Source organism: Streptomyces sp. CA-288835 (genome assembly GCF_050936385.1).
In the GTDB taxonomy this organism is placed as follows: Bacteria; Actinomycetota; Actinomycetes; order Streptomycetales; family Streptomycetaceae; genus Streptomyces.
Genome location: NZ_JBNJMW010000001.1, coordinates 4744525 through 4756641 on the forward strand (window position 1 = coordinate 4744525; position 12117 = coordinate 4756641).

8 protein-coding genes and 2 pseudogenes are annotated in these 12117 nt (G+C 71.0%); 6 read left to right on the forward strand and 4 right to left on the reverse strand.

Annotated features, from left to right (window positions below; all coding sequences use genetic code 11):
* Positions 1-9: 9 nt before the first annotated feature.
* Together ACQEVY_RS21270 and ACQEVY_RS21275 are read right to left on the reverse strand one after the other, a co-directional pair.
* On the reverse strand, positions 10-1362 hold the full coding sequence (locus tag ACQEVY_RS21270; RefSeq protein WP_432950823.1) for an acyltransferase family protein: 1353 nt from the start codon (positions 1360-1362) through the stop codon (positions 10-12).
* The gene (locus ACQEVY_RS21275) at positions 1355-2401 is read right to left on the reverse strand and encodes an alpha/beta hydrolase (RefSeq protein ID WP_432955327.1); all 1047 of its coding nucleotides are present in this window, start codon (positions 2399-2401) and stop codon (positions 1355-1357) included. Before ACQEVY_RS21275 ends, ACQEVY_RS21270 begins: the two co-directional genes overlap by 8 nt.
* A gap of 495 nt (positions 2402-2896) precedes the next feature.
* On the opposite strand from ACQEVY_RS21275, the gene ACQEVY_RS21280 reads away from it, so the two are divergent.
* Entirely contained in the window at positions 2897-3811 is a 915-nt protein-coding gene (locus ACQEVY_RS21280) for an alpha/beta hydrolase (protein ID WP_432950825.1), read from the forward strand.
* A gap of 182 nt (positions 3812-3993) precedes the next feature.
* On the opposite strand, the gene kynU is transcribed toward ACQEVY_RS21280, so the two are convergent.
* Both kynU and ACQEVY_RS21290 read right to left on the reverse strand, forming a co-directional pair.
* Positions 3994-5178 (reverse strand): kynureninase, encoded by a 1185-nt coding sequence (gene kynU, locus ACQEVY_RS21285; protein ID WP_432950827.1) that lies wholly within the window; start codon positions 5176-5178, stop codon positions 3994-3996.
* Entirely contained in the window at positions 5171-6001 is an 831-nt protein-coding gene (locus ACQEVY_RS21290; protein ID WP_352372249.1) for a tryptophan 2,3-dioxygenase family protein, read from the reverse strand. The genes kynU and ACQEVY_RS21290 overlap by 8 nt, the downstream gene beginning before the upstream one ends.
* 277 nt (positions 6002-6278) lie before the next feature.
* Between ACQEVY_RS21290 and ACQEVY_RS21295 the strand changes: the two genes are divergently transcribed.
* The 5 genes and pseudogenes from ACQEVY_RS21295 (at position 6279) to ACQEVY_RS21315 (ending at position 12077) form a co-directional block, all read left to right on the forward strand.
* Complete coding sequence (locus tag ACQEVY_RS21295) at positions 6279-7109, forward strand: hypothetical protein (RefSeq protein ID WP_432950830.1); 831 nt, start codon at positions 6279-6281, stop codon at positions 7107-7109.
* Positions 7110-7318: 209 nt separating this feature from the next.
* Positions 7319-9334 (forward strand): annotated as a pseudogene (locus tag ACQEVY_RS21300) (glycosyltransferase); the annotation flags it as partial.
* 222 nt (positions 9335-9556) lie between these two features.
* Positions 9557-10645 (forward strand): annotated as a pseudogene (locus ACQEVY_RS21305) (acyltransferase family protein); the annotation flags it as partial.
* Positions 10611-11030: a DUF3151 domain-containing protein gene (locus ACQEVY_RS21310; RefSeq protein ID WP_165341494.1), complete on the forward strand. Its 420-nt coding sequence runs from the start codon at positions 10611-10613 to the stop codon at positions 11028-11030. The pseudogene ACQEVY_RS21305 and the gene ACQEVY_RS21310, both read left to right, overlap by 35 nt.
* Positions 11031-11288: 258 nt before the next feature.
* Positions 11289-12077, forward strand: a complete 789-nt coding sequence (locus tag ACQEVY_RS21315) for an aldose 1-epimerase (RefSeq protein WP_432950832.1) — start codon at positions 11289-11291, stop codon at positions 12075-12077.
* Positions 12078-12117 lie beyond the last annotated feature (40 nt).

Below are 12117 nucleotides of genomic sequence, written 5' to 3' on the forward strand. Positions count from 1 at the left end.
CGCACAACCCTATGCACGGCGAACTCCCTTGGCCCCCGCCCTGCCACGGTGTACGTGGACCACGCGCGACAGGCGCCCACCGCGACGGCGGCGCCCCTGCTCGTAGGAGCGAAAGGCGGCCCAGCACACCATGAGGGCGAGGACGAAGACCGGGAGCCAGGCGAGGCGGGCCAGGACCCACGCGAGATTGTCCGGGGTCGTGTGCAGTCCCGGGAGACGGCCCGCGAACAGGCCCGTCGCGGTGACCGACATCAGCGCCGTCTGGTGCCAGAGGAAGATCGTCATCGCGGAGAGGTTGACGAACGCCACCGCCGCCCACGCCACGGGCCGCCGCATCGCCCGGCGCAACGGTTCCCGGAGCAGCAAGGCCAGACCGCACTGGGCCAGACCGAAGGTGACGGCGGCCATGGTCGGCGGGTTGAGGTTGGAGACCGTGGAGCCGGGGACGCCGACCATCGACGCCGGGTAGCCGGCCCACGCGACGAGCCCCGCGGTCGTCGCCGCGCCGCCGATCAGCAGCACCCACCCGGAACGCCGGGTCAGCTCACCCCGCATCCAGGCCGCCCCCAGCGTGTACGGGACCAGCCAGCCCGCCGCCACATTGATCCAGCCCAGCCAGGCCGGACCGCCGAAACCGAACCGTATGAGGTCCACATGGAGAACGACGGCCAGCGGCCACAGCGGGTTGATCCGGGCAACGAGTGGGGTCAGCGCCGTCAGCGCGGCGAAGACCAGCAGGAACCACAGGGGCGACAGGACGAGCTTCAGCAACGCATGCGCCGTCGGCACGCCCGTCCCCGTCACCAGCAGGCAGACCGCGGCCACCGTCCACAGGCCCAGTACGGCGGCCACCGGCCCGAAGAGGCGCGACAGCCGCGTACGCAGCCACCTCCCGTACGTGATGCCACGGGCCCGCGCCGACTCGTAACTCCTGGTCGCCACATGACCGCCCACCAGGAAGAACACCGCGAGTGTCTGGAAGACCCAGGAGACCGGGGCCAGCCATGGCATGTACGCCAGCGGGCTCGACGTACGCAGTGCGCCGCCGTCCGCGACCAGTGCCGTGACCAGCCAGTGGCCGAGCACTATGCCGAGTATCGCGAAGGCGCGCAGGGCGTCGAGGGAGCGGTCGCGGTGGGGTGGGGTGGCGGTGTCGATCTGGTGGGCGGCGCGGTGGAGGCGGTGGAGGGCTTCTTGGGGGAGGCGTTTCCGGAGGAGGCCTTCTTGGGGGAGGCCTGTTCGGGGGAGCGGGGGTGGTGGGGTGGTGCTGGGCGCGGTGCCGGGCTGGGCGGCGCTTCGCGTGGAGTCCTTCGGGGGGCCCTCCCCCTCCCCCACCCTCCCCCTCAACTTCAGCTCACGCATGGGTCACCTCCGAAGTCTCGCCAAGGACGATCCGGGCGAGGTTGTCCAGGGACACCGAGCCCGGCTTGAGGTAGTCGCTGTGGCCGCCGTCGCCCGCCGCGAAAACGCGCGCGCCGAAGTCCGACGACACGGGGTCGGTGCCGAAACCGACCGTGGTGCCGAACAGGTCGGCCTTGACGTGCGGGACGTCCGCGATCCAGTCGTCGGCGCCTCGGCCGGCCCAAACGCGGGCGTTCGTGTGCAGTCCTGCGACGGAGTCGGCGCCGGTTCCGGGGCTGCCGAAGAGCGCGATGTCGGAGACATCGAGGTCGCCCTCGCCGATCTCAGCGCCCTGACCGCTCGCGGCGCGCGAGGCAACGGCGGCACGCGACGCACGGGCGGTTTCGCCGGGCCCGGCGAACTGGGCGGAACCCGCGGCCCGGAAGGCGCTCTCGGCCGCCTCCGCGCACACAACGCTTCCGTATGAGTGACACAGGAGCGAGACCCGGGCCTGCGGATTCAGAGCCTCCAACTCCCGTATGAATTCCCGCAGTTCAGGCGCCGCGTCCTTCGCACGCCCCGTGGTGAGGACCTCGGGACTTATGGTTCCGGGCGTCTCATAGCCAAGCCAGGCGACAACCGCGCCACGTATGCCGAGCCGTTTGTGCAAGGCGTCGGCACCCGCGCGGAAGCGCTTGTACGTGTCCAGGTTCGTGTCGGAACCGGGGACGAGTACGGCCACGCGCTCGGCCTTCGCCAGGTCGCCGAAGACCTCGATGGCGCGGCCGGAGCCGCGGGCGTCGAAGGAGAGGAAGTTCCGGTCTGGGGCCGCCATGGAGCGGACCGCTGCCGCGCGGCCGCGGTCGCCGTGCTCGGCGGCCATGCGTGCCGCCTCGGCGGCGTTCGCGCGGTTCGCGGCGTACGCCTCGTCCAGGTTGGCCGGCGTCACCGCCGTGAGGCGGGCCGGTGCGGGGGCCGGTATCCCCGGGTGCGCGGCAACGGCGGAGATCGGAACGACCACTGCGGCCGTAACCAGAACAGCGAGCAGACCGCGCGCCAGCCGGCCACGCCGCCGGGGCCGCCCCGACCGCCGCGCCCGAGCTGAACCAGCATCCGCACCAGCCGACGTAGCCGAACGAGTCGAACGAGTCGAACGAGTCGACCCAGCCGCCTCCTCCGCCCCCGCCGCCGAATCCGACCTCGCTCCAGGCTCTGGCCTCACTCCAGGCTCCGGCAGCCTCAGCCTCCCCCGCACCCCCATGACGCCCGTGCCCCCCAGTCCCAGCTCACCGACCCGCTCATCGGGCCTAACTGGAAAGGAAGTTACGGACGCGTCCTCGTGGTCGGCGTCCCGCCAGGGAGCTCACCTGGGACGTAGCTCTCAGGTATTAGGGGTATTACCGGGCGGCCGGACCGGAGTGGCTGCTGTGCTCATATCTGGACTCACCGGTCACCGTTCGCCGCCGCCCGCCACAGCGGGACAGCCCCATGTCGGCCCACGTCACAGGGCTGGTACCGTCCGGCCAACGTTCGAACAGCGTTGAGAGGTTGGAGCATGCCGGATGACGACGCAGCCCGCGTAGCCGCGGAACCGGACGCCGCCGTCGCTGCCCGCGCCGCAGCCGAGGAGCAGTCGGCCTTCTCGCATCCGCCTGTCGATCCCGACACCACCGCCGCGTACGGCGACCATCCCGACCAGGTGATCGACTTCTACGCGCCGCGCGGGGGTGAGGAGTCGGCCCCGTTCGTCATCGTTCTGCACGGGGGCGCCTGGCGGGCGGCGTACGACCGTCGGCACATCACGCCGTTCGCGGACTTCCTGGCCCGGCGCGGATTCGCGGTGGCCAACGTCGAGTACCGGCGTGGCGGTAGCGAGTCGGGGGAGGGCGAGGGCCATGACGGTTCCGTCGCAGGGCGTTATCCGGACACCTTCGACGACATCGCGGCGGCACTCGACGCGCTCCCCCGTCTCGTACGGGATGCCCTGCCGCAGGCAGATGCGCGCCGCACGGTGATCACCGGCCACTCGGCGGGCGGGCAACTCGCCCTGTGGGCCGCCGCCCGGCATCTGCTGCCGGAGGACGCACCCTGGCGTACGGATCGGCCCGCGCCGCTGCGCGGTGTCGTCGCGCTGGCTCCGATCGCGGACTTCGCCGTCGCCGAGAAGCTGGACGTATGCGCTGGCGCGGCTGTTCAACTCCTGGGCGGAGAGGGGCAGTTCGCCGAGCGGCAGCCGTACGCCGATCCCGCTCTCCTCCTGCCCACCGGAATCGCCACGACCCTGGTCCAGGGCCGCACGGATGTCGTCGTACCCCAGGCCGTCGCCGAGTCGTACGCGGACGCCGCGGCGAAGGCGGGCGAGGTGGTGGGGTTCACGCTCCTCGATGACGTGGGGCACTTCCCGCTGATCGATCCGGCTGCGGACGCGTGCGCGGTGGTGGCAGAGGAGATCGCACAGCTGGGCTGGTGAGCCGGTTGGGCGAGGGTGGACGTCCGCGGCGTGGGGGTGTCGGCTGCGGGTGTTACACGTCTGGGAGATCTGTAACACTCGTAGAACTGCCTACCTGTGGGCAGCCGCCGTGTGCCGCGTGTGCGGCCCGGTCGGCGGAGTCGCACGCAGACACAGCCCCGCCGCCCCGGCCACGAACCACCTCAGCCCACGACCCCCGCCAACACCCGCGCCGCCCGCTCCACATCCCCGAACCCCACATACAACGGCGTGAAGCCGAAGCGCAGGATGTCCGGTTCGCGGAAGTCGCCGACCACGCCCTGGGCGATCAGGCGGCGCATCACCTCGCGTGCGTCGTCGCAGCGCAGTGCGACCTGGCTTCCCCGGTCCGCGTGGGGCGTCGGCGTCACCGACTCCACGCGGCCTTCGGGGACGTACGCCGCTACGCACTCCAGGAAGAAGTCCGTGAGGGCGAGGGACTTGGTGCGGACCGTTTCGATCGACACCCCTTCCCATACCTCCAGCGCCGCCTCCAGGGCCAGCATGGAGAGGATGTCGGGGGTGCCGACGCGGCCGCGTGGTGCGCCCCGCGCGGGCTCGTACGAAGGCCGCATGCCGAAGGGGTCCGCGTGGGAGTTCCAGCCGGGCAGCGGGGAGTCGAAGCGGTCCTGGAGGTCTTGGCGTACGTACAGGAAGGCCGGTGAACCCGGGCCGCCGTTCAGGTACTTGTATGTGCAGCCGACCGCCAGGTCCACGCCGTGCTCGTCTAGGCCCACCGGCAGGGCGCCCGCGCTGTGGCACAGGTCCCAGACGGCGACCGCGCCCGCCTCATGCACGGCCGCCGTCAAAGAAGGCAGGTCGTGCAGGCGGCCCGTGCGGTAGTCGACGTGGTTCAGCAGCACCGCCGCGGTACGCGGGCCGAGGGCCGGCCGTACGTCGCCGGGGGCCACCGCACGCACCGTACAGCCGGTCATACGGGCCGCCGACTCGGCGATGTAACCATCCGTGGGGAAGGTTGTCGCATCCACCACGATCTCGTCCCGGCCGTCCCCTGCCAGCCGTACCGCCCCGACAACCGCCTTGAAGACGTTGACACTTGTCGAGTCGCCCACCACGATCTGGCCGGCCGCCGCGCCTACCAGCGGAGCGATGCGGTCGCCGATCCGTTCGGGTGCCGTCCACCAGCCGCTTTCGTCCCAGGAGCGGATGCGCAGCTCGCCCCACTGGCGCCGTACGACGTCCTCGACGCGGCCGGGCACGGCCGTCGGCAGCGCGCCGAGCGAGTTCCCGTCCAGGTACACAACGTCGTCGAGTACGAACTGCGAGCGCAGCTTGGCCAGTTCGTCGGCCGCGTCCAACTCCTCGGCTCTCATGGTCAGTTCAGACATAGGACCGCGCCGTCCACAGCTCGGGGAACACGTTCTTCCGCGCCCGCTTCTCCAGCCAGGCCACGCCTGCCGAACCGCCGGTCCCGGCCTTCGCGCCCATCGCGCGCCGGGTCGCTACCAGGTGATCGTTCCGCCATCGCCACACCAGCTCGGCGACGTCGGTCAACGCCTCGCCGAGACGGGCCAGTTCGGAGGTGTCGTCGCCCGCGTACAGGGACGCCCACACCTGCTCGACCTCGGGCGACGGCTCGTACCTGAGCGAGACGTCGCGTTCGAGCACGGCGGCGGGAATCGCGTACCCGCGCCGGGCCAGGAGCCTCAACACCTCGTCGTACAGGCTCGGTTCATGCAGCGCCTTCTCCAGCTCGGCGTGCACGCGGGGCGCGCCCCGGTGCGGTACGAGCATGGACGAGGACTTCTCGCCGAGCAGGAACTCCATCCGCCGGTACATCGCGGACTGGAAGCCGGAGCCTTCCCCGAGGGCGTTGCGGTACGAGTTGAACTGGGCCGGGGTCAGCTGGCCGAGGGGCTTCCAGGAGGCGTTCAGCGCCTCCAGTTCCCGTACGGACCGCTTCAGCGCCGCCACCGCGACCGGCACGTCGTCCTCGCGCAGCGCCTTCGTCGCGGTCTCCCACTCGTGGACGATGACCGTGAACCACAGCTCCATCACCTGGGTCGTGACCAGGAAGACCATCTCTCCGGGATCGTCGGAGAGGGTGTGCTGGAGGTGGGTGAGCACATCCGCCTGTACGTAGTCCTCGTACGGGGTCGTGCCGTGGAAGTCGAGATGCGGGGTCTCGGGCTCTGCAGCCTCGTGGGACATCGCTGTCTCCTGTTGTGTACTCCGGGTAGCGGTCCGCCCCTGCCGTTTTCGACACGGGGGCCCCGGTCCCCACTCCGCATCTTGCGCAGTCGTTTCCCCGGATCGCAAGGGCGACCTGGTCACACCGGACCGGGCACCTGCTCCTCCGGGAACATCGCCGGTACAGCGAACACACAGCTTGTGAGGAGTGTGTGTTGACTCCCAGCTCACCTGCGGACGTTCATTTCGGCTTCTAGGTTGGGCATTTGGAAGTTGAATGTTCGACATGGGGGGAACCGTGACGAACTCTGCCTCAGGCGCATGTGAAGGCGCCGGGAACGAGAGCACGACCGAGAGCACGACCGAGACCGACGGCAGCGGCATAGCCCGGACCGCGGCCGAGACCACAGCCGCGGACAGTGGCACGGCCCGGTCCGCATCCGCATCCGCATCCGAGAGCGACCCGGTGTTCGTCGACTCCAGTGGGCGTCGGCCCCGCTGGGTGCGCCGTGTCGGGTGGGGGATGGGGGGCATCTGCGTCGCCTACTGCCTGACGCTCGGGCTGAGCCTCGCCGGGGCCGCACCCTTCGCACCCGAGACGCTGATGCCGCTACGCGACCCGGACCGCGAGGCGTCCATCGGTGCCGCCGACGGGCGGGACCGGGACGCGTCGGAGTCCAGCAGGGATGGGCGTAACGATTCAGCACGGTCCGAGGCGGTGGACCCCTCGACCGGCCGGCCGAGCCCGACGCCGCCCTTCGAGGGAGCCGCGGACGAGCCGGCCGGCGGCAGCGACCCCGCCCAGGACCGGCCCGCTCCCGACCGCCCGACGACGCCCACGACACCGCCCGCCGCCGGGCCGCCGGCCGACAACGAGAACCCGGACGCCCCGGACGAGAACGACCCGGGCGAAGACCCGGCAGACCCCACGGACCCCACCCCGAACGACCCCACCCCCACCGACCCGACCCCCGAACCGTCCTCCCCCTCCGACTCCGGCGGCACGGGCGGCGGCAGCACCGGAGGAGGCGGCTCCGGCAGCGGCGGCGGTCTCGGTGACGTGGTCGACGACGTAGTGGACCCGGTCACCGACACAGTGGGCGGTCTCCTGGGCGGGGTCCTTGGGTGACGCGTCCCCTCGCCGGGCGCCGGTCGACGTCGACAGCACCACCTGCGACACCATCGCGTTCGACACCACCAGGGACCTCCCGGACCCCCCGGACCTCCGGGACGTCCCCGGCCTCGCCGTCCTCTCCGGCCTCCCCGACATCCCGGCGGCGGCCCCGTCCGCACATCGTCGTCCCGTCCCTCGTCCTGCTGGCGCTGGTCTGCGTGCTCATGCTCGGCGGTTACGTACGAGGGGACTACGCGGCCGACCACCGCACCCACCCGCTGGTCGCGGACGGTGACGTACCGCGGAACGTCCTCAACGGCGGCCCCATCGTCGACGCCACCGGCGATGAGCCCCGCGCGCACCCCACGCCCGACCGCACCATCGTGCTGACCTTCGACGACGGCCCGGACCCGACCTGGACGCCGAAGGTCCTCGATGTGCTGCGCAAGCACCAGGTCCCGGGCTCTTTCTTCGTCACAGGCACCCAGACGTCACGGCACCCGGGCCTCGTCGAGGACATGGTCGAGGGCGGGCACGAGATCGGGCTGCACACCTTCGGGCACCCCGACCTCGCGTACAAGGACGCGGCGGGCATCGACCGCGAGAACGCGCAGGCGCAGCTCGCGTTGGCGGGGGCGGCCGGGATTCACAGTTCGCTGTTCCGGCCGCCGTACTCCTCGAAGCCCGATGCCCTCGACAACGCGTCCTGGCCGGTGGTCGAGCGGCTCGGCGAGCAGGGCTATCTCGTCGCGTTCATCGACCGGGACACCGAGGACTGGAAGCGGCCGGGTGTCCAGAAGATCGTCGACGCGGCCGTGCCCGAGGGCGACGACGGGGCGATTGTCCTGCTGCACGACTCCGGCGGCGACCGCTCCCAGACCGTCGAGGCCCTGGACCGGTTGATCCCTCAACTCAAGGCGCGCGGCTACCGGTTCACCACCGTCGCCGACGCCGCCGGGTCCGGCCCGCTGAACCAGCCCGTGTCCGACACCGAGCTGTGGCGGGGCCGGGTCTTCGTGGCCGCGGTGGTCCTCTCCGAGTGGGCGCTGCCCGTGCTCGCCGGTCTGCTCGCCGTCGTCGGTGTGCTGGTGCTGGGCCGGTTCCTGGCGATGCTCGTCCTCGCCCGCCGCCATGCCCGCGCCCGCCGCGCACCGGACTTCACCTGGGGAGACGGCGAACCGGTCACCGAACCGGTGAGCGTGATCATCCCCGCGTACAACGAGAGCGAGTGCATCGCCGACACCCTGCGCTCGCTCGCCGAGAGCGACCATCCCATCGAGATCATCGTGGTCGACGACGGTTCGACCGACGGCACCCCCGAGATCGCCGCCGCGCTCGACCTGCCGAACGTCACGGTCCTCACCCAGCGCAACAGCGGCAAGTCCGCCGCCCTCAACACCGGGATCGCGCACGCCCGTCACGACCTGATCGTGATGATGGACGGCGACACGGTCTTCGAGCCGGACACCGTACGGCAGCTGGTGCAGCCTTTCGCCGACCCCGCCGTCGGCGCGGTCGCGGGCAACGCCAAGGTCGGCAACCGCACCACCATGATCGGCCGCTGGCAGCACATCGAGTACGTGATGGGCTTCAACCTCGACCGCCGCATGTACGACCTGCTGCGCTGCATGCCCACCATCCCCGGCGCCATCGGCGGGTTCCGCCGCGTCGCGCTCGAGGAGGCCGGGCGGATGAGCGACGACACGCTCGCCGAGGACACCGACATCACCATGGCCCTGCACCGGGCGGGCTGGCAGGTGGTGTACGAGGAGAAGGCCCTCGCCCACACCGAGGCCCCGGGTTCGCTCGGCGAGCTGTGGCGCCAGCGCTACCGGTGGTCGTACGGCACCATGCAGGCGATGTGGAAGCACCGCGGCGCACTGCGCGACAGCGGGCACTCCGGGCGTTTCGGCCGGGTCGGGCTACCGCTGGTCACCGTCTTCATGGTGCTGACCCCGCTGCTCGCCCCACTCATCGACCTGTTCGCCATCTACGGCTTCGTCTTCATGGACCCAGGGCGTACGGCCCTGGCCTGGTGCGCGGTACTCGGCATCCAGGCGGCCTGCGCCGCGTACGCCTTCCGGCTCGATGGCGAACGGCTGCGGGAGTTGTGGGCGCTGCCCTTCCAGCAGCTGGTCTACCGGCAGTTGATGTATCTGGTGCTGATCCAGGCCTGTCTCACGGCGATCAGCGGCGGGCGGCTGCGGTGGCAGAAGCTGCGCAGGACGGGGGAGGTGGGCGCGCGCGTCATGGCGAAGGGAGACGGGCCGAAGTCGGCGTCGACGACTTCGCTCGGCTCGGCGACCCCGCTCGGCTCGGCGGCCTCGGTCGGCAGCATCCCGGAGCAGAGGACCGCGGGCGCGGCACCGTCCACGCCCCCGGCCCGCCCCGCCGGACGCGACCGCTACCTCGATCTGCTGCGCACCCTCGCCTTGGTCCGCGTCGTCACGTACCACACCTTCGGCTGGGCCTGGCTGACGCTTCTCTTCCCCTCGCTCGGGGTGATGTTCGCGCTGGCCGGCTCGTTGATGGCGCGCTCGCTCAGCAGGCCTGCGCTGTCCGTGATCCGCGGCAGGATGCGGCGGCTGCTCATCCCGTTCTGGGTGTTCGCCGCCGTCGCGGTCTGCTGGATGCTGGCGCGCGGCTGGAGTCCCGTAGAACTGCCGCGGCTGCTGCTGTGGGTGGTGCCGCTGGGCGATCCGCCGGGCAGCGAGTGGGGCGAGCAGCTGACCGGGACGCTCTGGTACGTACGGGCCTACCTGTGGTTCGTGCTGCTCTCCCCCGCCCTGCTGTGGGCCTGGCGGCGCGCCCCGCTTCCGCTCCTCGGGGGCTTTCTGGCGCTGGCCGCGGTCAGCCAGTACGAGCTGGTGGATTTGCCGGTCCTGGTCGGTTCGGCCCTCACCGACTTCGGGGTCTTCGGTGCGTGCTGGCTGCTCGGCTTCGCCCACCAGGACGGTTCGTTGGACGCGCTGCGGGCCCGTACCGTCTGTGCCGTCTCGGTGCTGTTGCTGGCGGCGGGCGGCTGGTTCACGTTTACGCATCCCACGGACGCGGGCTACGACCTGGGCTCGATCCCGCTCGGGCAGGCACTGTGGTCGCTGGGGTTTGTGCTGCTTCTCATGCGGTTCCGGCCGCGTTCGCTGCCCCGGTGGCCGTGGCTCGATGCATTTGTCCGGCTTTTCAACGCCCGTGCCGTCACGATCTACCTGTGGCACGAAGTCGCGCTGATCCTCGCCGTGGCGCTGACCGACCGGATGTGGCAAGTGCCGTTCCTGGAGCAGTATCTGCCGCTGGGTTCGGACTGGTTGCTGTTCCTGCTGGTCTGGCCGCTGCTCGCCGCGGCGATCGTGACGGTCGGCTGGGCGGAGGATCTCGCTTCCCGGAAACGGCCGCACCCGTGGCCCACGAAACCGCCGCAGCCACCGAAGAAGGCCCCGATCGCCGGCTCCGGGCCCTCGCCATCTGGCGGACCGTCGAGTGCCCGAACGCCTGACCGCAAAGTGGCAGACTGCATGCATGACGACTCACAAGAACCTGCTCGGCGGCCCTGACCCGACGCACCTGCCGGAGAACGAAGACGCGTACCGCATGCTGGGCGAGGAGTCCCTCGCGCCAGCCGAGGTCGCGGCGAAGCACCCTACGTTCTCGCTGGCCTGGGCCATGCTTGCCGATGACGCCTTTGAGGCGGGGCGTGTGGTGGAGTCGTACGCGTATGCACGTACCGGCTATCACCGGGGGCTCGACCAGCTGCGGCGGTCCGGGTGGAAGGGGCATGGGCCCATTCCCTGGGACCACCGCGCCAATCGTGGCTTCCTGCGGTGCCTTGCGGCGCTTGCTCGCGCGGCCGACTCGGTCGGCGAGAAGGACGAGGCGGAACGGTGCTGGCAGTTTTTGCAGGACAGCAGCGCCGAAGCCTACGCGGCGCTCAAGCGGTAACAGTTGCCCGGCGTCGGGGTGGGTGTCGCGGGGGGGCTTCTTTCCCCAGCCCCGCCCCTTCCCGAAACTGGGGGCTGCGCCCCCAGGCCCCCCATAAGGGGGTGGGGCGACAGGTTGCGTCTCGGCCGCGGGTCCGTTGTGGCTGGTCGCGCAGTTCCCCGCGCCCCTAAAGGGGCGCTGCGGAGCCGCACATTGATACACGTGCGCCCCTTACGGGGCGCCACCGCTCGCCGATCGTCCGACCAGTAGGGTCATGCCGTGCATAACGAAGACATCACGCTGACCGCGGGTGACGCGGAGGTGGCCGTGCGGCCGGGGAACGGTGGGCGGGTCGGTGGGCTGCGGGTTGGTGGGGTTGAACTGCTGCGGCAGGGTGGGAAGTTCGGGAGCTTTCCGATGGTGCCTTGGTGTGGGCGTCTGAGGGACGGGCGGTTCCTGAACGGGGCCACCGTGCACCAACTGCCGCTCAACTCCCCGCCGCACGCCATCCACGGGACCACCCGCGACGCGGCCTGGCGGACGGCTCGTACGAGCGCGACCGAAGCCGTCATCACGTACGACCTCGTCGAACCCTGGCCGTACGCGGGCCGCGTCACGCAGGTTTTCTCGCTGGCCGAGGACGCGCTGACGCTGACCATGTCCGTGGAGACGTACGACGACTCCTTTCCGGCGCAGATCGGCTGGCACCCGTGGTTCAACCGGAACCTCGGCGGTGACGACGTGCGCATCGACTTCTCGGCCGCCTGGCAGGAGGAGCGCGGCGACGACCATCTGCCCACCGGGCGGCGGCTCGACCCGAAACCAGGGCCCTGGGACGACTGCTTCGGGATGCCCGGAGGCGTCGACGTCACCCTGACCTGGCCGGGGCAGCTGGAGCTGAAGGTGGCCAGCCGCGAGGAGTGGGTCGTCGTGTACGACGAGCAGGAGGCGGCCGTGTGCGTGGAGCCGCAGACCGGTCCGCCCAACGGGCTCAACACCCTCCCCCGCCTGGTGACCCCGATCGAGCCCCTGGAAGCCACGACCACGTGGTCCTGGCGGCGGCTCTGAGCCAGGGCATCTGGACCCGGTGGCGGGCGGCTCTAAGCTG